The sequence below is a fragment of the Variovorax sp. GW822-FHT04E09 genome (assembly GCF_058800845.1).
Genome location: NZ_JBXAMR010000003.1, coordinates 210,294 through 233,381, shown reverse-complemented (window position 1 = coordinate 233,381; position 23,088 = coordinate 210,294). Strand labels below are relative to the sequence as shown.

Annotated in this window: 21 protein-coding genes; 7 read left to right on the top strand and 14 right to left on the bottom strand. The window is 69.1% G+C overall.

Annotation, left to right across the window (positions count from 1 at the left end):
* Positions 1-181 precede the first annotated feature (181 nt).
* From AC1RL8_RS13395 to fhuF, 5 genes are all read right to left on the bottom strand, one after another.
* Positions 182-1,210, bottom strand: coding sequence for a FecR family protein (locus AC1RL8_RS13395; RefSeq protein ID WP_492684497.1), 1,029 nt, complete (start codon positions 1,208-1,210; stop codon positions 182-184).
* On the bottom strand, positions 1,207-1,785 hold the full coding sequence (locus tag AC1RL8_RS13390) for an RNA polymerase sigma factor (RefSeq protein ID WP_070062439.1): 579 nt from the start codon (positions 1,783-1,785) through the stop codon (positions 1,207-1,209). Before AC1RL8_RS13390 ends, AC1RL8_RS13395 begins: the two co-directional genes overlap by 4 nt.
* Before the next feature lie 161 nt (positions 1,786-1,946).
* Positions 1,947-3,266, bottom strand: coding sequence for a lysine N(6)-hydroxylase/L-ornithine N(5)-oxygenase family protein (locus AC1RL8_RS13385; protein ID WP_070062440.1), 1,320 nt, complete (start codon positions 3,264-3,266; stop codon positions 1,947-1,949).
* Positions 3,253-4,359 carry a GNAT family N-acetyltransferase gene (locus AC1RL8_RS13380; protein WP_492684496.1) on the bottom strand — a complete coding sequence of 369 codons (1,107 nt, stop codon included), beginning with the start codon at positions 4,357-4,359 and terminating at the stop codon, positions 3,253-3,255. Before AC1RL8_RS13380 ends, AC1RL8_RS13385 begins: the two co-directional genes overlap by 14 nt.
* A 68-nt stretch (positions 4,360-4,427) precedes the next feature.
* Positions 4,428-5,213: a siderophore-iron reductase FhuF gene (fhuF, locus tag AC1RL8_RS13375; protein ID WP_492684495.1), complete on the bottom strand. Its 786-nt coding sequence runs from the start codon at positions 5,211-5,213 to the stop codon at positions 4,428-4,430.
* Between the two features lie 204 nt (positions 5,214-5,417).
* Between fhuF and AC1RL8_RS13370 the strand changes: the two genes are divergently transcribed.
* From AC1RL8_RS13370 to AC1RL8_RS13360, 3 genes are all read left to right on the top strand, one after another.
* Positions 5,418-5,609, top strand: coding sequence for a hypothetical protein (locus AC1RL8_RS13370; protein ID WP_493196558.1), 192 nt, complete (start codon positions 5,418-5,420; stop codon positions 5,607-5,609).
* An 85-nt stretch (positions 5,610-5,694) separates the two neighbouring features.
* Positions 5,695-7,374, top strand: coding sequence for a cyclic peptide export ABC transporter (locus AC1RL8_RS13365; RefSeq protein ID WP_492684494.1), 1,680 nt, complete (start codon positions 5,695-5,697; stop codon positions 7,372-7,374).
* A 74-nt stretch (positions 7,375-7,448) separates the two neighbouring features.
* On the top strand, positions 7,449-8,699 hold the full coding sequence (locus AC1RL8_RS13360) for a glutamate carboxypeptidase (RefSeq protein WP_062469846.1): 1,251 nt from the start codon (positions 7,449-7,451) through the stop codon (positions 8,697-8,699).
* A gap of 37 nt (positions 8,700-8,736) precedes the next feature.
* On the opposite strand, the gene AC1RL8_RS13355 is transcribed toward AC1RL8_RS13360, so the two are convergent.
* From AC1RL8_RS13355 to AC1RL8_RS13340, 4 genes are all read right to left on the bottom strand, one after another.
* Entirely contained in the window at positions 8,737-10,128 is a 1,392-nt protein-coding gene (locus tag AC1RL8_RS13355; RefSeq protein WP_492684493.1) for a hypothetical protein, read from the bottom strand.
* A gap of 251 nt (positions 10,129-10,379) precedes the next feature.
* Positions 10,380-11,084 carry a glutathione S-transferase N-terminal domain-containing protein gene (locus AC1RL8_RS13350; protein WP_390342250.1) on the bottom strand — a complete coding sequence of 235 codons (705 nt, stop codon included), beginning with the start codon at positions 11,082-11,084 and terminating at the stop codon, positions 10,380-10,382.
* A gap of 54 nt (positions 11,085-11,138) precedes the next feature.
* On the bottom strand, positions 11,139-12,101 hold the full coding sequence (locus AC1RL8_RS13345) for a TIGR03571 family LLM class oxidoreductase (protein WP_492684492.1): 963 nt from the start codon (positions 12,099-12,101) through the stop codon (positions 11,139-11,141).
* 7 nt (positions 12,102-12,108) lie between these two features.
* On the bottom strand, positions 12,109-12,780 hold the full coding sequence (locus AC1RL8_RS13340) for a TetR/AcrR family transcriptional regulator (protein ID WP_492684491.1): 672 nt from the start codon (positions 12,778-12,780) through the stop codon (positions 12,109-12,111).
* Between the two features lie 202 nt (positions 12,781-12,982).
* Between AC1RL8_RS13340 and AC1RL8_RS13335 the strand changes: the two genes are divergently transcribed.
* Genes AC1RL8_RS13335 through AC1RL8_RS13325 form a run of 3 tightly spaced genes read left to right on the top strand, consistent with a single transcriptional unit; the run spans position 12,983 to position 16,493 of the window.
* A complete protein-coding gene (locus tag AC1RL8_RS13335; RefSeq protein WP_492684490.1) occupies positions 12,983-13,786 on the top strand; it encodes an SDR family NAD(P)-dependent oxidoreductase in 804 nt (267 codons plus the stop codon).
* Between the two features lie 23 nt (positions 13,787-13,809).
* On the top strand, positions 13,810-14,943 hold the full coding sequence (locus AC1RL8_RS13330; RefSeq protein WP_492680677.1) for a DUF5938 domain-containing protein: 1,134 nt from the start codon (positions 13,810-13,812) through the stop codon (positions 14,941-14,943).
* Between the two features lie 5 nt (positions 14,944-14,948).
* Entirely contained in the window at positions 14,949-16,493 is a 1,545-nt protein-coding gene (locus AC1RL8_RS13325) for an acyl-CoA synthetase (RefSeq protein ID WP_492684489.1), read from the top strand.
* 1 nt (position 16,494) lies between these two features.
* On the opposite strand, the gene AC1RL8_RS13320 is transcribed toward AC1RL8_RS13325, so the two are convergent.
* Both AC1RL8_RS13320 and AC1RL8_RS13315 read right to left on the bottom strand, forming a co-directional pair.
* Positions 16,495-18,102 (bottom strand): class I adenylate-forming enzyme family protein, encoded by a 1,608-nt coding sequence (locus AC1RL8_RS13320; protein ID WP_492684488.1) that lies wholly within the window; start codon positions 18,100-18,102, stop codon positions 16,495-16,497.
* 115 nt (positions 18,103-18,217) lie between these two features.
* Complete coding sequence (locus AC1RL8_RS13315; RefSeq protein WP_492684487.1) at positions 18,218-19,066, bottom strand: hypothetical protein; 849 nt, start codon at positions 19,064-19,066, stop codon at positions 18,218-18,220.
* Between the two features lie 186 nt (positions 19,067-19,252).
* On the opposite strand from AC1RL8_RS13315, the gene AC1RL8_RS13310 reads away from it, so the two are divergent.
* Positions 19,253-19,906 (top strand): DUF1345 domain-containing protein, encoded by a 654-nt coding sequence (locus AC1RL8_RS13310; RefSeq protein ID WP_492684486.1) that lies wholly within the window; start codon positions 19,253-19,255, stop codon positions 19,904-19,906.
* Between the two features lie 7 nt (positions 19,907-19,913).
* Here the strand turns inward: AC1RL8_RS13310 and AC1RL8_RS13305 are convergent, their stop codons facing one another.
* The 3 genes from AC1RL8_RS13305 to AC1RL8_RS13295 are packed head-to-tail and all read right to left on the bottom strand — an operon-like array spanning position 19,914 to position 23,027.
* Positions 19,914-20,876, bottom strand: coding sequence for a DMT family transporter (locus AC1RL8_RS13305; protein WP_159270831.1), 963 nt, complete (start codon positions 20,874-20,876; stop codon positions 19,914-19,916).
* 52 nt (positions 20,877-20,928) lie between these two features.
* Positions 20,929-21,426, bottom strand: a complete 498-nt coding sequence (locus AC1RL8_RS13300; RefSeq protein ID WP_492684485.1) for a methylated-DNA--[protein]-cysteine S-methyltransferase — start codon at positions 21,424-21,426, stop codon at positions 20,929-20,931.
* On the bottom strand, positions 21,423-23,027 hold the full coding sequence (locus tag AC1RL8_RS13295) for a DNA-3-methyladenine glycosylase 2 family protein (RefSeq protein WP_492684484.1): 1,605 nt from the start codon (positions 23,025-23,027) through the stop codon (positions 21,423-21,425). The genes AC1RL8_RS13300 and AC1RL8_RS13295 overlap by 4 nt, the downstream gene beginning before the upstream one ends.
* Between the last annotated feature and the right edge of the window lie 61 nt (positions 23,028-23,088).

Here is a 23,088-nt window from a genome sequence, read left to right as displayed (position 1 = left end):
TCGGTGCGGCATGAAACGGGGGCGCGCCGCAGCCGTCGATCGGATGCGGGGTGCTTCTGGATGTAAGACGTTTGAACTCGAAAAAGAGAGACAGGCCCGTGACAAGGCATCGGCCGCCGCGTCGATGCGGGGCTAAAAACGAGCGGAAAGAGGGAGCGGCGCGCCGGCGGGCGCACCCGGGTCAGCGCGCCTGCAGGCGCACGCTGCCGTCGGGCCGGGCGACGGCCACCAGCGGCAGGATGGCCGGCAGCGCGTCGAGCAGGCCGGCCGAGTCGTTCGTACGAAAGCGCCCGGAGAGCCGCATCGCGTCGATGCGGGCGTCGGCGCCGACGATGGGCGCGCTGCGGTAGCTGTTGACCGCGGCCAGCGCGTCGCCCAGCGGGGTGTTGTCGAACACCAGCCAGCCGTCGCGCCAGGCCGAGAGGGCGGCGGTGTCGGCCTGGCGCACCGGGTCGGCGTGGCCGTCGCGCACCTCGAGCATGTCGCCGGCGCGCAGGTCGACCACTTCGCCGCTGCGTTCGGTGCCGGCGTGGCGCAGCACCTGCACGCGCACATGGCCGTGCTCGACGCCCACGGTGATCGGGCCGCCGCGGTCGCGCACGGTGAAGGCGGTGCCGACGACTTCGATGATCGCCTCGCGCGTGCGCACCACGAAGGGCCGCTCGGCGTCGGGCGCCACGTCGAAGCGGACCTCGCCGCGTGCCATGTCGATCATGCGGCGGCGGCGGTAGAGCGTGACGTCGACGGCGCTCTGGGGCGCCAGGTCGAGGCGGCTGCCGGTCGATGCATCGGCGGCATCGGCCAGCGTGACCTTGAGCATCCGCGCGTTCGGCGTGCGATACGCGGCCTGGAACACCGGCTGCTGCCAGTACCACTGCACGCCGCGCCCGGCGACCACGCCGGCGCCGAGCAGCCCGGCGACCGACAGCAGCATCTTGCGGCGCGAGGGGTTGCGTGGGGCCGGTGCGGGCACGGGTTCGTCGAAGTGCGCGCGCAGATCGTCGGCCATGCCGCCCAGCGCGTTCCAGCGCTCTCGCGCCTCGCGCACGGCGGCGGCGTGTTCGGGCGAGCGCGTGCGCCACTGGTCGAGCGCGAGCCGGGCACTGTTGGCGGCCGGGCTCGGCGGCGCGATCTCGTCCTCGACGATGAGCGCGAGCGCGCGTTCGATCAGCCGTTCACGCGGAACGACCACAGAGGCCGCACGGCTCATGAAAAGTCTTCGGCCAGTGCGGTGTCGAAGCCCGCGTGGCTGTTCACCGCCTGCGGCTCGATCAGTTCGTGGCGCAGCTCGGCGAACACACGCGAGCAGTCGATGGTGGCGCGCAGCAGGTGCTTGGCGACCGCCATCTCGGTGATGCCCAGGCGTTGCGCAATCTCGGCGCGCGAGTGGCCGTAGGCGCGGAACAGCAGGAACACCTCGCGCCGGCGCGGCGGCAGCTGCTCCATGGTTTCCACCACGCGGCGCAGCACGCGGTGCTGGGCCACGACGTATTCGGACGAGGGGGCGGTGAGGTGCGTGCCCACGACGGCATGCGAGACGGCCCACTCCTGCGCCACCTTGCGGTGGCGGGCTTCGTCGATGCACAGGTTGCGCGCCACGCGGAACAGCAGGGCACGCGGCGACTCGATGGCGGCGCCGTCACGCAGGCCGAGCGTGTGCGTGTACACGCGCTCGAAGCTGGACTGCGCGATGTCGGCCGCATGGTGCGGATCGCGCAGGTCGCGCGTGAGCTGCCGGCGCAAGTCCGCGTAGTGAGACACAAGTTCCTGGACGAGGTCGCGCATCCGGTCGCCTTCTCGCAAGCATCGACAAAGGACCCCTGGGCCGATGGCTGGTGCGCGCCGGTGAACAAGGAGGCGAGGGCGCTGGCTTCGGTGACCCCGGGGATGGGGTGAATAAGAACTATTCTTATTGAGTGTAGCACCGAAGCCTGGCGTTTCCGTGGCTAGACCACGGGCGCGGCGTGGGCGGGGCGCTCCGCGGCGGGGGCCTGCGGTGCCTGCGCCGTGTGCCGCGGCGTGGCGTTCAGCAGCGCCTGGCCGATCTCGTCGGAGCGGATGGCGGTGACCGACAGCAGCGTGTCGCTCAGGCCGTGGCTGGTCTCGCAGGCGCCCTGCAGGAAGATGCCCGGGCGCAGCGCCGGCGTGCCCTGCACGCGGTAGTCGCGGTCGACCGAAAAATCGCCCAGGTAGGGCGCCAGCGGTGCCAGCAGCGTGCGGTGCGCGTCGCGGGCGTAGCCGGTGGCGAGCACCACGGCGTCGTAGGCCTTGTCGTGGCGCGCGCCGGTGTTCAGGTCGTGCAGCGACAGGTGGATGCCGTCCTGCGCGGCGCGCACCGCCGACACCTCGTGCCGCCGCAGGAAGCTGTGGCGCGTCGAGCCGGCCACGCGCTGGCGGTAGAACACGTTGAAGATCTGCTGGATCAGCTCCAGGTCGGGCGCGGCGTAGTTGGTGTGCCAGAACTCCTCGAGCAGCTCGGCGCGCTCGTTCACCGAGCGGTTGAAGACGAAGTCGGTGAAATCGGTGTTGAAGATCTCGTTCACGAACGGGCTGTCGTCCGAGGGCTTGATGGAGCGCGCCCGCATGATCAGGTCGACCTGCGGCTTCGCGGGGTGTGACTGCAGGTCCATGAAGATCTCGGCCGCGCTTTGGCCCGCGCCCACGATGGCGATGCGGTCGGCGCCGGGATGGCGGGCGATGGCCTCCAGGTAGGTGCTCGAATGGAACACGCGGCCGTCGTCGCGCAGGGGCTGGAAGCGCGCCGGGATGTTGGCCACGCCGCCCACGCTCACCACCAGGTTGCGCGCCAGGCGCTCGCGCACCGCGCCGTTGGCATCGCGCGAGCGCACGCGCAGCAGCGAGACCTCGTTGCCCTTCATCTCGGGCACCACCTCGAACACGGCCTCGCCGTAGGCGCAGCGGTCTTCGAACTGCGCCGCGGCCCAGCCCAGGTAGTCGTTGAACTCGTGGCGGCTCGGGAAGAAGGTCTTGAGGTTGATGAAGTCCTGCAGGCGCTGCTTTTCGTGCAGGTAGTTCAGGAAGGTGAAGCGGCTGGACGGATTGCGCAGCGTGGCCAGGTCCTTCAGGAACGAGATCTGCATGTGCGCGTTGTCCAGCAGCATGTTGCGGTGCCAGACGAAGCCCGGCTGCTTCTCGATGAACAGCGCATCGACGAAGTGGCCCTTCTGGCGCTTCTCGTCGAGCGCGATGGCCAGTGCGATGTTGGACGGGCCGAAGCCGACGCCGATCAGGTCATGGATTTGCATGGATGTCCTCCAGGGATGGCTCGTGTCGACGAGCCGGGGCCGGCGAAGCGGCGGTGGGGTCGGCGCGCGGAATCCACAGCGCCTCGCCGAAGAAACGCTCGCGCCACAGCACGCCCAGCAGGGCGCGCTTGTGCGGAAAGTCGAACTCCTTCACATGGGCGTAGCCGCAGCGGCCCAGGCTCCGGATCATTTTTTCGTTGTCGGCGCGCGGCTCGATCACCAGGCGCTGCGTGCGCGGGTCGTCCAGGAAGAGGTAGTGCGACACCGACGGCATCCAGGCCGTGAGAAAAGGCTTGCCGCGAAAGCGCGCCTCGCCCACCAGCGCGTGCCAGCCGCGGTCGTGGTCGGCCGCGTCGTAGAAGGGCGCGATGCGGTCTTCCTTGGCCCAGTAGGCCTCGAAGTAGCCAAAAGGCTCGCCATCGAAGCGGCCGACGAGGCCGGTCACGCGCGGGTCGGCCGCGATGCCTTCGAGGTACTGGCGGTGGCGTGCGAGGTCGCCTTCCTCTTCCCAGAAATGGGCGACCACGGGGTCGTTCATCCAGCGGTGGAAGGCGGGCAGGTCGCGTTCGATGTCGACCGTGTCGAGCGTGAGCGTCTGGCCCAGCCACGGGATGTGGCGGCGGTACACGGTGCCTTGCGGCTTGGCGGGGCGCAGCGGATGGCGCTTGCCCTGCGTGACGACGAAGCGCTGCGCGAAGGGCTCGCGCGGCTGCGGCAGCCAGGCGCGCGGCCATTGCCAGAAGGCCTCGCGCGCCACCGTGGGCAGCGCGCCCTCGACCGGCGTGACGATGCCCGCGTCCACCAGCCGCGTGCCGGTCGGCAGCGGTGATTGCAGCGCGAGCTGCCGCGCGGCCGGGTGGCGCTGGAAGGCCGCCTCGATCGCCGCCAGCAGGTGCGCTTCGTCAGGCTCGCCCGCGCAGGCGCCCAGCCATTCGAGGCGCGGCGTGCCGGGCTGCGCGCGCAGGGCCCAGGTGCTGCCGTGGCGGTCGCCGTCGTGCGGCGTGACCTTGAGCGCGGTGCCTTCCAGCCGGACGTCCAGCACCCGGCCTTCGGGATGCGCGTGAAAGCGCCATGCAGTGTCGTGGGCGGTCAAGCAAAACCTCCGGGGTGTGGTCGATGTGTGTGGGATGCAGAAGGAAGACGCGGGCTGCGGCCGGATGTTTAGTCGGCGGTGCTTGCACAGCGCTCCCGCTCGAACTCCGGCGAGAGCGGACACGCGCCGCAGTAGCCCAGCCGGGGCACGAGGTAGTAGAGGCAGCACTGGCGGTGCAGCGTGACGGGCGGCGCGCTGCGGTCGGCCACGCGCACGCCGCGGCGCGCGGGCATGAACATCGGGTTGTCGCGCGCCTCGCCGCCCGGTTGCGGCCAGGTCGGGCGGTGCAGCAGGTGCTCGAGGTCGGCGGCCACGGCGGGCGCCTGGCCGCTCATGCGCAGGCCTTCTTCCAGCACCGGCTCGAGGTAGCGCACGGCGTTGCCCCAGAGGATCTTGGGCGCCAGCCGCGTGAGCTGCGTCAGCCGCGCGAAGAGGGGTGCCAGGTGCGTCCACAGCAGCACGTCGTAGCGCGCCGCCGTATCGGTGCCGGGGCGCGGCGTGCCGAGCTCGACGATGTGGAAGCACTCCGGGTCGCCGTCTTCGTCGTCGAGGCTGACCCAGACCTGCTCGGGCCGGACCGGAAAGCCGTGCTGCAGCAGGCTCGCCGCGGCGGCCACGGGCGGCAGCAGCGCGTGCAGGTAGTTCATGCTCCAGGCGGACGCGACCGCGCGCAGGTCGCGCTCCGGCATGTTCAGCGTGCGCGCCTTCAGGCGCAGCAGCGCCAGCAGGCGCGGCGGGTCGGCCAGCAGGTCGGCCACGCGCACGGCGTCGGGCGGCGGGTGCGGGGCGCAGGCCAGCGTTTCGCCGTAGGGCGCCCACTCGCCCTGGAAGATCGGCGCGAGCAGCGGGATCACGGGGCGGGGCCGAAGGTGGCGTGAAGAAGAAGGCGCACAGGCATGCAGCAGAAGACGCGCCGGCGAGCCGGAAATTTAGTCCGCGCAGGCCCCGCGCCTAAACAGCGTGCCCCACGGAGCGTCTACTCACTCATCGACAGCAGTGCAGGCGTGCGAATCCCCATGAGCTTCCCGAGACACCGTCCCTCCGATCCAGCCTTCAGCATGGCCTGGCGGCTTTTTCGCGAGCTGCACGACGCACCGTCGCCCGAGCGCGCCGAACAGCTCGTGGCCTGGCTCGGCCAGGACCCGGGCCACGTGCGCGCGCTCGACGAGGCCCTGACGCTGTGGGCGCTGGCTGGCGCCTCGGTGGTGGAGGCCGCGCGCGAGGCGGGGGCGCAGCCGCTGCTGCAATAGGCGCTGCGCCTTCCTGCTAAACAAGCAGGCCCGCCGAACGTCATTGCAGGGAGCCCGTCTCCCTTTGCAACGAACCGTCCGCCGCATGAACCTCACACCCGCCAGCGCCCCCGCGTCCGAACTCGTCCGGCTGTTGCGGCCCTACTTCCCGTGGATCGCGCTGTCGACCGTGACCGGCATCGGCGCGGGCATCGCGACCGTCGCGCTGCTGGCGACCATTAACCAGGTGCTGCATCGCCCCGGCGGCCTGGCCGGCGGGCTGCTGCTGACCTTCATCGGCCTGTGCGTGGTGGCGCTGGTCGGGCGCGCCACCTCCGACATGTCGAACAACGTGGTCGGCCAGCGGCTCGTGGCGCAAGTGCGCAAGAGCCTGGCGCTGAAGATCCTCGCGGCGCCGATCGATGCGCTCGAGCGCTACCGCATGCACCGCCTGATGCCCGTGCTCACGCAGGACGTCGACATGATCAGCGACGTGGCCTTCATGCTGGCCTCGACCATGATCGCGCTGGCTGTTTCCCTTGGTTGCCTGGGTTACCTGGCGTGGCTTTCGCCGCCGCTGTTCGGCCTGCTGCTGGGGGCGCTGCTGGTGGGCATCACCGTGCAGAGCCTGGCGCATGCGCGCGGCATCTCGGGCTTCTTCAAGGCGCGCGAGCAGGAAGAGGCGCTGCACAAGGCCTACCGCGGCATCAGCGAAGGCGCGAAGGAGCTGCGCATGCACCGCGCGCGCCGCGCCAAGGTGTACGAACAGCAGGTGGCGCACACGGTGGAGCGCATCCACGACATCAACCGGCGTGCCATCAACATCTTCGTGCTCGCCTCGTCCTTCGGTTCGGCGCTGTTCTTTCTGCTGATTGCACTCATCCTCGGCTGGGCCGCGTTCCGCGACACCGCGCCCGTCGTGCTCAGCGGCTTCGTGCTGGTGCTTCTGTTTCTGAAAGGGCCGCTCGATCAGGTGGTGGCGGCCCTGCCGCACCTGGGGCGCGCGAAGGTGGCCTTCGAGCGCATCGGTGACCTGTCGGCCCGCTTCGCCACGCCCGAACCGCACCTGGACCTGCACGCACCGCCCGCCACGCCCGTGCTGCACGACGCCATCGAGCTGCGCGGCGCGCGCTACGCGTTCCCGGCGGTGGAGGGCGCGGAGCCCTTCGTGCTCGGCCCGGTGGACCTGCGCATCGGCCGGCGCGAGATCGTTTTCGTCGTCGGCGACAACGGCTCGGGCAAGACCACGCTCATCAAGCTGCTGCTGGGCCTGTACGCGCCGGCGGATGGCGAGCTGCTGCTCGACGGCAAGGCCGTGACGCCGCAGACGCGCGACGACTACCGCCAGCTCTTCACCACCGTGTTCTCCGACTTCTACCTGTTCGAAGACCTCGTGGCCGGCGAAGAGGGCGGCCACCAGGCGCTGCCCGAAACCGCCTTGCCCTACCTGCAGCGGCTGGAGATCGCGCACAAGGTGTCAGTGAAGAACGGCGCCTTCAGCACCACCGACCTGTCGACCGGCCAGCGCAAGCGGCTGGCGCTGGTGCACGCCTACCTCGAAGGCCGGCCGGTGCTGGTGTTCGACGAATGGGCCGCCGACCAGGACCCGGCCTTTCGCCATCTGTTCTACACCGAGCTGCTGCCCGAGCTGCGCGCCAAGGGGCACTCGCTGGTGGTCATCTCGCACGACGACCGCTACTTTCATGTGGCCGACCGCATCGTCCACATGAAGGCCGGGCGCATCGCGCAGGCCACCGAGGCGCCGGCACCGAGCCTCGCGGCTTGACCCGTTCGCGAAGCGGGTGCTAGTGTGGGGTTCGCTTCGAACGAACCTCCACAACAGAAAGAACAGGCTTCCTCATGCACCTTCGCTCCACCCCGCGTTCATGGACGCGCGCCGCCTGCCAGGGCGCCGTGCTGGCCAGTGCCTTGCTCGCCGTCAACGCCATGGCCCAGAAGCCGCACCAGGGCGTGCTCGACGCCGCCACGCAGCAAAAGGACGAGACGCTGCAGCTGCTGGAGCGCATGGTCAACATCGACTCCGGCTCGACCAACACCGAAGGGTTGGCCAAGGTGCGCGAGATGGTCGCGGACGAACTGCGCAAGCTCGACGCGCGCATCGAGAGCTTTCCCGCCGAGCCGCACCCGGGCACCAACCTGGTCGCGACGCTGACCGGCCAGGGCAAGAAGAAGATCCTCATCCTGGCCCACATCGACACCGTGTTCAAGGACGGCACGGCCGCGGCCAAGCCCTTCTACATCAAGGACGGCCGCGCCTACGGCCCCGGCGTGATGGACAACAAGGGCGGCGTCGTGGCCGGCCTGCAGGCGCTGAAGATCCTGCAGAAGATCGGCTTCAAGGACTACGGCCAGATCACCTTCCTGATCGACACCAACGAAGAGACGGGCTCGGTCGGCACCAGCGCGCTCATCGAACGCGTGGCCAAGCAGCACGACGTGGCGCTGAACCTCGAGCCGGGCCGCCCGGCCGACGGCCTCGTGGTCGAGCGCAAGGGCTCGGCCACGGCGCTCATCGAGGTGAAGGGGCTCGCGTCGCACGCGGGCGTCGCGCCCGAGGCGGGCCGCAATGCCGCGATGGAAGTCGCGCACCAGGTGCTGCAACTGTCGAAGGTGGCCGATGCGGCCAAGAAGACCACGGTCAACTTCACGGTGCTCACGGCCAACGGACCGACCAACGTGATTCCCGCGTCGGCCAGCGCCAAGGGCGACGTGCGCGCCGCCACGCCCGAGGAGCTCGACCGCGTCGAGAAGGACCTCACGCGCATCGCGCAGAACAAGCTGATTCCTGAGACCGAGGTGCGCGTGCGCCTGGTGCGCGGCTTGCCGCCGATGCCGCGTTCGCCCGCGTCGGACAAGCTGGTGCGCATGGCCGAGGGCATCTACGGCGAGATCGGCAAGAAGCTCACCATCGAGAGCAGCGGCGGCGCCGCTGACGCCAGCCTCGTGGCCGGTGTCGGCGTGCCCGTGCTCGACGGCTTTGGCATCGTGGGTGGCGGCATCCACACGCCGGAGGAATACGCCGAGGTCGAGAGCGTGGTGCCGCGGCTTTATCTGCTGTCGCGGATGCTCATGGACTTGAGCGCGAACTGATTTCGGTTCCTGGGGACGCTGGCGTGGAGTGCCAGCGTCAGGTTTTCTCGAGCTCCAACTTCAGATCGCTCGCCTTGAAGGTTTGCGGTGAGTAGCGCTTGCCGGAGAGCCGCGACAGTGCATCGACGAGCACCTGTATCTGCGATTCATCGAAGTCCGCCTTGTCGCGCTGCTGGGGGTCACGCAATTGAGTCGAGGATGTTTCGATCTTGGTTGCAACCGCGGCGAGCGCATTGACGGTCCCCGCATCCAGGGCCTTCTTGTCACTCTTGGTGCCGTCGGGCCATTTCACGCTCTGTGCAAAATCGATCAACTTCTTCGCGTCTCGATAGCGCTGGTTCTTGTTGACACTGGCTTTCAGCGCATCGATGACCGCGACGCGCTCGGCGGTGGAGGCCTGGGCCTCGGAAGAGAGTTTGGCGGTAAATGCAGCGAAGGTGTTGGCGGGGTCGAGCGTGGCCTCCTCCTTGGCGCGATTGATCTGCACCGTGAGGTAGGTGCGATTCTTCAGCACTGAATTGCATGTCGCGTCTTCGTAGATTCGCCCATTTTTCTGGTTGAACCACCAGCGTGTCCAGGGATGCGTAGAACTGCTCCCAGAGCCACCCGAGTCCGCGAATGGCATGCGCACGAACGCGTAGTTGCCGTATTCCAGCCGACCGGAATGCAGTGAATTGATCTGCTCCGCGCCCGGGAGCAACGAGGCGTGGTACTTGAACTCGATGTCGCTCTTGTTGGCTTTGAGCAAGCCGCCGCCGATCGTGTCGAGCACCTTCAGCACTGGCGATGCCGGCGGATAGGCCACGGCGCCCAGGCTGGCCGCTGCGGTGAGCAGGCCCGAGATCTCCGTGTTCTCCTTGATGTCGAGCTCCATGATGTAGAACTCCAGGAGCAGGGGTTTGCCGTGGTATTCGATGGGCCCGTAGATGGGCAACTGGCTGAAATTCAGGTACTGCCCAGGCGCGACGCCTTCCGAGTAGTAGATGAGGCGGCCACGATCCCTTCCGGCAACACTGAAATCGAAATCGGTCTGGGCGTCTTGCTCTGCGATGCGCGCAACGATGGCGATCTCGCCGCGCTTCTTGAAGCCGAGCAGACTGGCACCGCGCTCGACGAACTCGTTGATGAAAACCTGGCTCAGATGAACCGTGATCACGTCGCCCTTCTGTATGGCGGGGTGCTGGTTCTGTGTGACCGCACTACATCTCTCGCCAGTGGCCCGAATGTCATAGGCCTGAGCATCCGTGTCTGCGGAGAAATCGTTGCCGCACACCGATTGGTATTTCCTGACGAACGGGACGCAGGAATTGGCGATGCTCCAGTGCGCCTTCGCGTAGTCGTTGACGCCTTGGTCGTCGGCGGCGTTCGCAAAAGCGCAGGCCTGCACCAGCACGACGGCCGCCGTGCGCAGGATGATTGCATTCTTCATGGCTTCCTCCTTGTGGTTCCACGTGGATGTCGAATCCGGTTTCGTGCGTGGAGGAGGGGAAGCGTGCGCCGCATCGCCGCAGGTGTGCGATCGCGTAATTTTTGTCAGTCCCCGCAACAACGCAGAGGGACTGTTCCAGTCGCCGGAAGGGTCAGGAATCCCACAAACGAGGGAGTCGCTCGAGCAACGGGCTCGGTACGGCCGTCGCCGATGCAGACGACGGCCCCGACAGAGGGCCGATCGAGAGGGCCTCAGCCCCGCTTCGGAATGCCCAGGCCCTTCACCACGGCCGGCCGCGCCACGAAGGCCTCGAGCACGCGCGCGACGTTCTTGAACTCGCTGAAGCCCACGAGATCGCCGGCCTCGTAGAAGCCGATCAGGTTGCGCACCCACGGGAAGGTGGCGATGTCGGCGATGGTGTACGTGTCACCCATGATCCAGGCGCGGTCGGCAAGGTGCTTGTCGAGCACGCCGAGCAGGCGCTTCGACTCGGCCACGTAGCGGTCGCGCGGGCGCTTGTCTTCGTAGTCCTTGCCGGCGAACTTGTTGAAGAAGCCGAGCTGGCCGAACATCGGGCCGATGCCGCCCATCTGGAACATCACCCACTGGATGGTTTCGTAGCGGGCCGCCGCGTCCTTCGGGATGAACTGGCCGGTCTTCTCGGCGAGGTACAGCAGGATCGCACCCGATTCGAACAGCGCCAGTGGCTGGCCGCCCGGGCCGTTGGGGTCGAGGATGGCGGGGATCTTGTTGTTCGGGTTGAGCGACAGGAACTCCGGCGACATCTGGTCCTGGGTCTCGAAGCTTACGAGGTGCGGCTCGTAGGGCAGGCCGGTTTCCTCCAGCAGGATCGACACCTTCACGCCGTTGGGCGTGGGCAGCGAGTACAGCTGCAGGCGCTCGGGGTGCTGCGCGGGCCATTTCTTCGTGATGGGGAAGTGCGAGAGATCGGTCATGGGGAAAGTCCTTGGAAGGAGGTCGACAACGGCGAGCGCCGGATTCTGCACGGGTCAGGGGGGCGGTGTGCGCGCATGGCCTTGCAGGCGCGGCAGCACCTCGCGGCCGAGCTCGTCGACCACGTCCTGCGCGGGCCGCCGGCTGCTGCGCACGAGGTTCAGCAGCACGTGGGCGACGCCGGCGTCTTCCATGCGGTCGAGGTAGTCGACGAGCGCATGGCGTCCGGCGCGCAGGCCGAGTTCGATGGGCTCGGCGGGCGCGTCGGCATCGTCCAGCAGGTCGAGCTGCAACGATTGAACGAAGGGCTTGGCTTCGCCGCCCGCGCGTTCGCGCAGCGCGGTCTGCCACAGGCCGATGCGGCCCTGCTGGCGCGCCTCGTCGCGGTGGTAGGTGGCCCAGCCGTCGGCGTGGGCGGCGGTCCATTGCAGCGACTGGCGCGCCGAGCCCACCACCAGCATGCCGATGCGCGCGGCGGGCGCGGCCATGAGGTCGTGGCCGCCGGTGGCGTCGTGCAGCGCGGCGCGCTCCTGTGCATCGGGCGAGAGCGCCGAGCGCACGAGGTTCCAGCGTTCGCGGAAGACGTCGCCGCGCAGCGCGATGTCCTGCTGGAAGATGGCGAACTCGGCCTCGCGGTCGCCCGAGCCCAGCCCGAGGATGAAGCGGTCGTTCGACAGGCGGTTGAGCGAGAGCGCGGCCTTGGCCACGTGCAGCGGATGGCGCAGCGGCAGCACGGCGGCGGCGGTGCCGAGCGCGATGCGCTGCGTGGCGGCGGCCAGCGCGGTGAGCCAGAGGAAGGGCTCGTCGAGCACCGCGGTCTCTTCGCCCTGCGGCACCATCACGGGCACGTCGCGCGTCCACAGCGCAGCAAAGCCGAGCGTGTCGGCCAGCCGGGCCAGCTGCAGTTCGGACGCGGGGTCGGCCATCGCGCCAGGCGGGCGCGCCAGCGGCGTCATCAGGCCCAGGGTGAGGCGCCCGGCGAGCAGCGTCTGCCGGTAGGCGGTGTTGAATGGCGCCATGGCGGCGTCAGGCGCGTCGCTTGCGGGAGGCCGGCACGGCGGGTGCGGCGAACAGCCGCTCGATCGATTGCCGCACGTCGGCCTGCATGTCGGCAATGGCCTTCGTGTCGCCCGAGAGGTGCTTGAGCAGCGCCTGCAGGAACAGCCCGTCGAAGAGGGCGTAGCAGGCCGAGGGCGGCAGGCCCGGCGCCTGGCCGGAGAGTTCGGCGAAGCGGCTCATGATGCGCCAGATCATGTCTTCGAGGCTCTTGTCGATCTGCACCACGTCGTCGTGGAAGGCCGCTTCGAACAGCGCCTGCGAGCGCAGGTCGTACCAGAGCCGGTGCACGTGGCCTTCGCCCAGCAGCGTGTCGCCCAGGCTCTGCAGGAAGCCTTCCATGAGCTCGTCATACGTCGTGGCGGTGTCGACCGCGTGGTCGTAGCGCGTGACGCAGCGCGCCTTGTACTGCTTGACGCTGCAGACGATGAGGTCGACCTTGTCGCTGAAGTAGTAGTGCAGCACGCCATGCGAGAACTCGGAGTTCTGCGCAATTTCGCGCAGGCTGGTGCGCGCGTAGCCGAGCGTGGCCAGCGTGGTGAGGGCGGCTTCGCCGAGCTCGGCGCGGCGCTGCTCGAACTTGTCGGCCGGTGCCTTCTGCACCCGTCCGGCGTGCTTCTTTACCCGTGAATGAGTGGTCATTTCTAGCCAGGCCGCAGAGTGCCGGCCGCTGTGTTTCCTGGTGATTGCAAACCATAGCACGCGGCGTGGGAAATCCCTCGTACGTGCATTCCAGAGGCATTTTACGAAATTTGGGCAGTCGTCAAAAAAAATCTTGACACTTGTCAAGTCGATTCCTAGCATGACCGCTCCATCTCATACACATATCCACAGGAGACAAGTGATGGCCAAGTTCGACTTGACGGGGCGCAAGGCCCTGGTGACAGGGGGTGCGCGCGGCATCGGCGCGGGCATCGCCCAGGCGTTGGCGCAGGCGGGTGCGTCGGTGATGATCGGCGACGTGCTCGCCGACCTGGGCAAGGAGACCGCACAGCGGCTCTCCGCCGAAGGGGCGAAGGTGGGCTTCGTCCCGCTCGACGTCACGAAGGACGGCGATTGGGCTGCTGCCACCGAAGCCACGGTGAAGGCGCTGGGCGGCTTCGACATCCTGGTCAACAACGCCGGCATCGAGATCACCTCGCTGGTGGTCGACGTCGACGGCGACGACCTGCGCCGCATGCTCGACGTGAACGTGGCCGGCACGCTGCTGGGCATGAAGCACGCCTTTCGCTCGATGCGCCCCGGCGGCAGCGCGGGCGGCGGCGGGGCGGTGGTCAACATCGCGTCGGTCGCGGCCACCATCGCCTTTCCCGCCATCGCCGGTTACTCGGCGACCAAGTCGGCGGTCGACCGCGCCACGCGCGTGGCGGCCATGGAGTCCGGCAAGCTGGGCTACGGCGTGCGCGTCAACTGCATCTACCCCGGCCTCGTGCCCACCGACATGGGCATGAAGCTCGCCAACGACATCGTGGCCGCGGGGCTGGCGCCCAGCGTCGAGGCCGCCGTGGGCGACGTCATCGGCCAGACGCCGCTGGGCCGCCTCGGCGAGATCGGCGACATGGCCGACGTGGTGGTCTTCCTCTGCTCCGACGCCGCCCGGTTCATCACCGGCGCGGGCCTCGCGGTGGACGGCGGCATGGGCATGTGAGCGATCAACAAGGAGCAAGAAACATGAGCAGCAAGAAGAAGCCCGTCATCGTCTACGGCGCCTCCGGCTACACCGGGCGCCTGGTCTGCGAGTACCTGCGCGAATACCACATCCCCTTCATCGCGGCAGGCCGCAGCGCGGAGAAGCTCGAAGCGGCGATGAAGTCGAACGTGCCCGGCATCGAGACCGCCGACTACGAAGTGGTCGAGGTCGCGCACACGGTTGAAGCGCTCACCGAGCTCTTCAGCGGCGCCTCGGTCGTGCTCAACACGGTGGGGCCGTTCGCCAAGTTCGGTCCCGAGGTGGTCGATGCCTGCCTGGCCGCCGGCTGCCACTACACCGACACCACCGGCGAACAAGACTGGCTCATCACGCTCGACCAGAAATACGGCGCCAAGTTCGCGGCGGCCGGCCTGCTGCTGTCGCCCGGCCTGGCGCAGATGTACACCACCGGCGAAATCGCGGCGCAGCTGTGCCTGGAAACGCCCGGCCTGGACACGCTCGACATCGCCGTGTTCTGGGGCGGCAGCCCGACCATCGCGTCGACGCAGACCATCCTGGTGAACGCGGCCACGTCCAAGGCCTTCTATCTGGAGCAGAACCAGTACGTCGAATGGCAACCCGACGCGGGTCTGTACCACCTGTCGATTCCGGGCCAGCACGAAGCCGCATTGGCATTGCCCTGGGGCGGCACCTCTCACCCGGTGTGGTTCAAGCGCGACCCGCGCGTGGCCAACGTGAAGGTGCTCGGCGGCGTCTTCAACAAGCCGCTGATGCTGGGCGTGCCGCAGATCGTGGCCGCCGCGCTCAAGGCCACCGAAGGCATGAACGACGAAGACCGCTATGCCGCGCTGGCCCAGACGGCCGCGGGCGTGATGAACACCATGCCGCCGCGCGAGAACCCGCGCATCAACAAGTCGGTCGATTCGGTGCATGCCTCCGGTCCGCTGGGCCGCGCGCACTGCGTGATCTTCGGCAACTGCAACTACAAGCAGACCGGCCTGCTGCAGGCCTATGCCGCGGCCTCGCTGCTGCAGCAGGCGCCGCGCCGCGCCGGCTTTGCCTCGGGCTGCCAGGCCTTCGGACACCGCGAGCTGCTGGGGGCGCTGCGCAGCTTCGGGCTGGTGCAGGAACCCGTGCTCACGCGGATGGGCTGACGCGCATGCGCCTCGTCGACTACCTCGACAAAGGCGCCCAGCAGGGCGCCGATTCGCCGTGCCTCACCATGGGCGACGCCGACCTGAGCTACGGCCAGGTGCAACGCATCAGCTGGCGCGTGGCACGCGGCCTGCAGCGCGCGGGCATCCAGCCCGGGGACAAGGTGGCGGTGCTCTCGAGCAACGACGCCCTGGCCTTCGCCACGGTGTTCGGCATCTCGCGCGCCGGTGGCGTGTGGTGCCCGATCAACCCGCGCAACGAAGCCAGCGAGAACGCCTTCGTGCTCGATGCCTTCGATTGCGCCTGCCTCGTGTTCCACAGCAACTACGCGCCCATGGTCGAGCAGATGCGCGCGCAGCTGCCGAAGCTGAAGGCGCTGGTGTGCCTCGACCAGCGGCAGGCCTTCGCGCCCGCCATGGACGAATGGCTCGACGGGCTGGACGATGCGCCGATCGACATCGCACCGCCCGACGACGTGGCCATGATCGCCGGCACCGGCGGCACCACCGGCCAGCCCAAGGGCGTGATGCTCTCGGGTGGCAACCTGGAGGCCATGTCGGCGCTGACCCTCATGGGCTACCCGTTCGAGGGCCGGCCCGTGTACCTGGCGCTCGCGCCGCTCACGCATGCGGCCGGCGTGCTGTGCCTGCCGGTGATGGCGCTGGGCGGGCGCGTGGTCATCATGCCCAAGCCCGACCTGAGCGAGTTCCTTTCGCTCATCGAGCGCCGGCGTGTCACCCACACCTTCCTGCCGCCGACGCTGATCTACATGCTGCTGCAGCACCCGGACCTGGCGCAGACGAAGCGCGATTCGCTGCAGTGCTTCTGGTACGGCGCCGCGCCCATGTCGGCCGCGCGGCTCGAAGAAGCGCTCGACAAGATCGGCCCCGTCATGGCCCAGCTCTTCGGCCAGACCGAGGCGCCGATGATGGTCTCGATGATGCCGCCGCGCGACCACTTCAACCCCGACGGCTCGGTGGCGCGCCAGCGCCTGGCCTCGGCGGGGCGGCCCGGGCCGCTGGTGCAGGTCGGCATCATGAACGGCGAGGGTGCGTTGCTGCCCACGGGCGAGAGCGGCGAGATCGTGGTGCGCGGCTCGCTCGTGATGCGCGGCTACTACAAGGACCCGAAGGCCACGCAGGAGGCCTCGCGCCACGGCTGGCACCACACGGGCGACATCGGCTACCTCGATGCAGACGGCTTCCTGTACATCGTCGACCGCGCGAAGGACATGATCATCTCGGGCGGCTTCAACGTCTACTCCGCCGAGGTGGAGCAGGTGCTGATGCAGCATCCCGACGTGCAGGACAGCGCCGTCGTCGGCCTGCCCGACGAGAAGTGGGGTGAGCGCGTGGTGGCCGTGCTGCAGCTGCATGCGGGCCGCAGCGTGGACGCCGAGGCGATCAAGACTTTCGTCAAGTCGCGCATCGGCAGCGTGAAGGCGCCCAAGCAGGTCGAGGTGTGGGCCGACCTGCCGCGCTCCAAGGTCGGCAAGGTGCTCAAGAAGGAAGTGCGCGCGTCGCTGCTGCAGAAGCTGTCGTCATCCTGATTCAGTCGCGCTGGTAGTGCCCCTGGTGGGCCTGGCGCAGCTCGAACTTCTGGATCTTGCCCGTCGAGGTCATCGGCAGCGCGGGCACGAAGACGATGTCCTTGGGCACCTCGAAGCCGCCCAGGTGCTCCTTGCAGTGCGCCGTGAGCGTGGCCTCGGAGAACTCTGCCGGCGCATCGGGCCGGCGCGTGACGAAGGCCGTGATGGCCTCGCCCCAGCGCTCGTGCGGCAGGCCGACCACCGCGGCGTTGAGCACGCCCGGGTGGCGCAGCAGCACCTCCTCGACCTTGAGCGAAGGCACGTTCTCGCCGCCCGACTTGACCATGTCCTTGAGCCGATCGAGAAAGATCAGCTGCCCGTCGTCGTCCAGCTTGCCCAGGTCGCCCGAGTGGTGCCAGCCGAAGCGCTGCGCATGCGCCGTGGCCTGCGGGTCCTTGTAATAGCCGAGCATCACGTTCGGTCCGCGAAAGACGATCTCGCCGACCTGGTTCGGCGCGAGCAGCTCGCCCTCGTCGCCCATCACCGCGACCTCGTTCACCAGGGTGCCCACGCCCCAGTACGAGCCGAAGCGCTCGCGCTGCTGGTGCGTCTCGAAGATGGTGGCGCCGGGGTACATCTCGGTCTGGCCCGAGGCCAGCGCGAAGTTCGGGCACAGCGCGTCGAGCAGGCGCAGCAGCAGCGTGCGCGACATCGGCGCCATCGCATACACGCACAGCCGCAGGCTCGACAGATCGCGCGATTCGCGCTGCGGGTGGGCCAGCAGCGCGCCGTACATCATGGGCAGCCCGACCGTCACGGTGATCCTGTGGCGCTCGATGGCGGCGAGCATCGCGCCGGGGTCGAAGCCGCGCAGGATGACGTTCGTGCCGCCCACCGCGAGCGCCGACATCAGCACCGTGTGCTGCCCGCAGTGAAACAGCGGCAGCACGTTGCTCCACACGTCGTGGTGCGCGGGGCCGCCGCCCCATTCGAGCATGTTGCTCTGGAGCACCGAGTGCACCGAGGCGTGCGAATGCATCACGCCCTTCTGCCGGCCGGTGGTGCCGCTGGTGTACATGATGAGCGCGAGCTGGTCGCTGCCGATGCCCACGTCGGGCAGCGTGGCAGGGCCCTGCGCGATGGCCTGCGCCACGGTGGGCACGCCGGGCGGCGGCGTGTCGCCGTCGAGCACGCACAGCAGCGGCGAGACGCCCGCTGTGTCGAGCAGCTGGCGCAGTTCGGGTTTGGCGTGCAGCACGGTGTCGATCACGAGGTGCCGCGCCTCGGCGTGTTCGAGGATGTAGCCGATGGCATCGACCGCGAGCGCCGTGTTGATCGGCACCCACACGAGGCCGGCCTTCTGGATGCCGATCAGCGCGACCACCATCTCGATCGAGTTGTTGCACAGCATGGCCACGCGCTCGCCGCTGGCCAGGCCCAGGCCCAGCAGGTGGTGCGCGAAGCGGTTCGATGCGGCGTCGAGCTCGCTGTAGCTCATGCGGTGCTCGCCTTCGATGAGCGCGGTGCGCGCGCCGAAGCGCCGCGCGCTGCGGTGGATCACGTCGCCTAGCGCGATGCGGGCGATGCGTTGGAAGGAGGAGGGCGTGGGCTCGGTGCGGGCGGCGGGCATGGGGGCGTGTCTCCGGTCGTTGGGGGTGTTCGAACGGAGCGCAGACTAAGACCGGCACCGCCTGCCGGTCTTGCGAAGAGTGGCTATGCGGCGCCGGCCGCCCGCCGGGGTCGCGTCAGAAGCGGGCCTTGAGGAAGGCCGAGGGCCCCTGCAGCCGCACCTTGAGGCGCGAATCGGCGAAGCCGCCTTCGCGCGTGAGGTCGATGTTGGTCACGCCATACGACAGCACCAGGCCCACGTTCTTCACCGGGAACCACTCCACGCCGGCTGCGGCGTTGTAGATGTTGCCGTGGAAGCGGCCGCTGCTTTTCCACACGCCGGAGGCGTCGGCGAACAGCCGAAGGTCGGGCGTGATCGCGTGGCGCACGCCGACCTCGAGCAGGGGCGCGATGGCGTTGTCGCTCGAGCGCTCGCTGACCGAACGCACCTGTCCGTTCACGCCGACCAGCGCACTGGCACCGAGCGTCGCGCGGTAATAGGCCGCGCCGGCGCCCAGGCCGAAGACGGTGTTGCCCGAACCGAGCCACCACTTGTAGGCGAGCTTGGCGAAGTCGAGCTGGGCCGAGAGGTTCGCGTTGCCGATGGCGCTCAGCGAGCCGAAGCTGCCGAACGAGGTGTTGCCCGCCACCTGTCCTTCGTAGTCGCGCTTGTAGCGGTAGTAGTCGAAAGACAGGCCCTGGCTGTCGCCGATCAGCACGTCGGCCGAGATGCGTGGCATGGTCACGCGGCCCGGCTTGAGCTCGTTCGAGCGCAGCACGCCGTAAGGGGTTTCGACCGAGGCGCTGAACTTGGGGTCGGCACTGAAGGCCCCCACCGAGAAGCTGAAACGGTCCAGCGCCGGCGAGGGCTCGGCCGCAGCAAAGGGCGCGAAGCAAAGAAGGTAAAGGGCGCCGGTTCCGGCCAGGGCGCCCAGGGCGCCGAATCTCGCGGTCCGGTCGAACGGACGCGAACGAAGCAACAGCATGAAAGAAATCCTTCGGGTGAAAGATGCCTCGGGCATGTGCGTGGCGCGATGCCTCCGGGCTGAGGCTCCCTGAAACCGCATCACCTTAGTGACGCGGCACCGCGCTGCGCATGCGCCGTTGGCCGATGTGCCTGTAGGAAATTGCCGATCGCGCGCCGATGCATGCCGCGGCGCTACAGTCCGCCCATGCGCCAACACCTTTCCACCACCACCGGTCCCCAACGCCTTCTCTATGGGGCTGCAGCGGCCGTCGCGGTGGCGCTGCTGCCGTGGCCGATGGGCTTCACGGCGCGCGCGCTGGCCGGCTGGTGCGCCGGCGTGGCGGTGTACCAGGTGCTCAGCTGGTGGCTGGCCGAGACCTTCGACGCCCAGCGCACGCGCGAGCGCGCACAGCAGCTGGACCAGCCCAATGTCGTGATCCTGGTGTCGATGCTGGTGGCGGTGGGCGTGAGCGTGGTCGCCATCGCGATGCTGTTGCAGCAGGTGCGCCAGCTCAGCGGCTGGGCGCGCGGCGCGCACGTGGCGCTGGGGCTGGTGGCGCTGGCGGGCTCGTGGCTGATGATGCACACGATCTACGCCTTTCACTACGCGCACCGCTACTACATAGACCGCAAGGACAGCGCCTCCGACGGCGGGCTCGACTTTCCGGGCAAGGAAGCGCCCGACTACTTCGACTTCATGTACTACGCCTACGTGATCGGCATGACCTCGCAGGTGTCGGACGTGCAGGCCACCTCGCACGAGATGCGGCGCATCACGCTGGTCCACAGCGTGCTCGCCTTCGCCTTCAACATGCTCGTGCTGGCCCTGTCGGTGAACGTGGTCGCCGGCGTGGTCTGAAGAAAGCTCAGCCCGCGGCCTTGCGCAGCGACGGCAGCTTGACGATGCCGGTCGACAGCGCCACGCCGCACACGATCACGAAGGCGCAGATCAACATCCACTGCGTGATCTGCTCGCCCAGGAACACGGCGCCGTAGAACAGCGCGAACACCGGCACGAGGAAGGTCACGGTGAGGGCGCGGGCCGGGCCGGCGCGTTCGATCAGCCGGAAGAACAGGATGTAGGCCACGCCCGTGCAGGCGATGCCCAGCGCCAGCAGCGCCAGCCACGCGCGCAGGCTGGGCATCTGCGCGGGCCAGAGCCAGATCGCGGGCAGCGCGAGGAACAGGCTGGCGCCGATCTGGCTGCCGGTGGCCGTGGTCAGCGCGGGCACGCCGGACAGGTGGCGCCGCGTGGCGCTGGCCGAGATGCCGTAGCAGAGGCACGCCGCCAGGCAGGCCAGCACGGCCCACAGCGCGGCGTGGTTGCTGGCGCCGGCATGCAGGCCGGCGCTGCGGCTGGCGAGCATCGCGACGCCCGCAAAACCGATCACCAGCCCGACGAGGCGCGAGCCGTTCGGCCGCTCGCGGAACCAGGCCCAGGCCACCAGCGCGCCGAACATCGGCGTGGTGGCGTTGAGCACCGCCGCCAGGCCGGTGTTGATGGTTAGCAGCGCGAAGCAGAACAGCGCGAAGGGCATGCCCGAGTTGAAGATGCCGACCGTGAGGCTGGCCTTCCAGTGCTTCGCGATCGACGGCCCCTGGCCGCGCAGCAGCGCGATCGGCAGCAGGAACAGCGCCGCGATGACCACGCGCACGGCGGCCGTCGGCAGCGCGCCGAACTCCGCCGCGCCGATGCGCATGAACAGGAAAGAGGCGCCCCACAGCGCGCCCAGCAGCACGAGATCGACGAGCCACGCCTTCGGTGCGAGCGCGGCGGGAGCGGGCGAAGGCGAGGGAGCGACGGTGGTGTTGTTGTTCGTTGTGGTCATGCGTCTCTTTGGGGAATGGCGCGTTACGCCATCGGCGGTGTTTTCTTCTGTCTTACTTGCCGGTCTCGAGTTCGAGCAAGGCGGTCTTGCGCTCGAGCCCGCCAGCGTAACCGGTCAGCGAGCCGTCTGCACCCAGCACGCGGTGGCAGGGCACGATCACGCTGATCGGGTTGCGCCCGACCGCCGCGCCCACCGCGCGCACCGCGGCCGGGTTGCCCACGCGCTGGCTCAGCGCGCCGTAGGTCGTGGTCTCGCCGGCCGGGATGGCGAGCAGCGCCTGCCACACGCCCTGCTGGAAGGCGGTGCCGTGCGACAGGTCGAGCTGCATGTCGAAGTGGCTGCGGCGGCCCGCGAAGTAGTCGCGCAGCTGCGCGGCGGCCTCGACCAGCGCGGGGTGGTCGTCCTTGGTCTGCCAGCCCGTGGTGTCGGGCCAGTGGCGCTGGTGGTCGAACCAGACGCCGGCCAGGCCCTGGCCGGTGGCGGCCATCGTGACGCCGCCCAGCGGCGTGTCGGTGTGCGAGGTGTAGATGACGGTGCGCTTGAATTTCATGGTCTTTCAGGCACGGGGCCTGCCGTTGCGAGGTCGGAAGAAGTGGCGGTCGGCGCTACGGCCGATGCCGGTTCGGAGGGCGCGGGCGGCGTGTGCCAGGCCCGCAGCACCGCGTAGCTGCGCCAGGGGCGCCAGGCCTGCGAGGCTTCGCCCGCGGCGCGCGCGGTGGTCACGCCCAGCGCCTTCTGCAGGGCCACGTCGCCGGCGGGAAAGGCGTCGGGCCAGCGCAGCGCGCGCATCGCGATGTACTGCGCGGTCCAGGCGCCGATGCCGGGCAGTTCCTGCAGCGCCGCGAGGGTGGAGGGCACGTCGGCGCCCGCATGCAGCGCCAGCCGGCCCGAGGCCACTTCGCGCGCGATGGCCTGCAGCGCGGCCTGCCGCTGGCGCACGATGCCCAGTTGCCCGAGCGCATCGCCGCTGGCCGCCGCCAGCGCGGCGGGCGTGGGAAAGAGGCGGCTCAGGCCGTCGATGGGCGTGTCGATCGCGTCGCCGAAGGCCTCGACCAGCCGCGAGCCCAGCGTGCGCGCCGCGGCCACGGTGATCTGCTGGCCCAGCACCGCGCGCACCGCGAGCTCGAAGCCGTCGACCGTGCCCGGCACGCGCAGCCCGTCGCCGTGCGGAAAGGCGGCATGCAGCGCGGCGTTGATGGCCATCGGCTCGGCATCGAGGTCGAACAGGGCGCGTGCGCGGCTGATGACGATCGGCAGCACCGCGGCCAGCGAATCGCTCACGGCCAGCAGCACCTGCTCGCGCTCAAGGTCGAAGCGCAGCTGCAGCCAGCCGGCGTGCGTCTGTCCGCCTTGTTGCACGCGCAGGGTGCGCGCCAGACGCACATAGGTCGGCGTGATGCCCTTGGCGGGCTCCTTGCCGTCGGCGGTGTGCACGGTCTCGACGCCGCGCAGCGCGCGCCGTGCGAAGAAGCCGAGCATGGCGTTGGCGTCGTAGGGCGGGCGAAAGCCCAGCCGCACCTCGATGGCCTTGCCTTCGCCGCCCTCGGTGCCGCCCGCGCGGCGCAGCGCGCTCGGGTTGAGCCCGTAGTGCTCCACGAAGGCCGCATTGAAGCGCCGCACGCTCGCGAAGCCGCTGGCCAGCGCCACCTGCGTCATCGGCAGGCGCGTGTCGGCGATGAGCTGCTTGGCCGCCAGCAGGCGGCGCGTCTGCAGGTACTGCAGCGGCGACACGCCGAACTGCGCCTCGAAGATGCGCCGCAGGTGGCGGTCGCTCACGCCCAGGCGGGCTGCGATCTGCGCCGCGCCGGGGCCTTCCTCGGACCAGGCATCGGGCTCGTCGATCAGGCGCGCCGCCTGCAATGCCAGGATGCGCGAGGCATCTTCGGTCGACCAGCTGGCCGCGCGCGGTGCCAGCTCGGGCCGGCAGCGCAGGCAGGGGCGAAAGCCTGCGGCCTCGGCCTGGGCCGCGTGGCGGAAGAAACGGCAGTTCTCGCGCCGCGGCAGCTTCACGCGGCACACCGGCCGGCAGTAGATGCCGGTGGAGGTCACGGCCGTGAAGAACGAGCCGTCGAAGCGCGCGTCGTGCGTCTTCATCGCCAGGTAGCAGGCGTCGCTCTCGAGCACTTCGGAGGGGGCGTGGGCGGTAGACATGGGGAAATGATACGGTTTCGACTCGTTTCAACTGGCCGTTTTCGGACATCGATGTCTACAA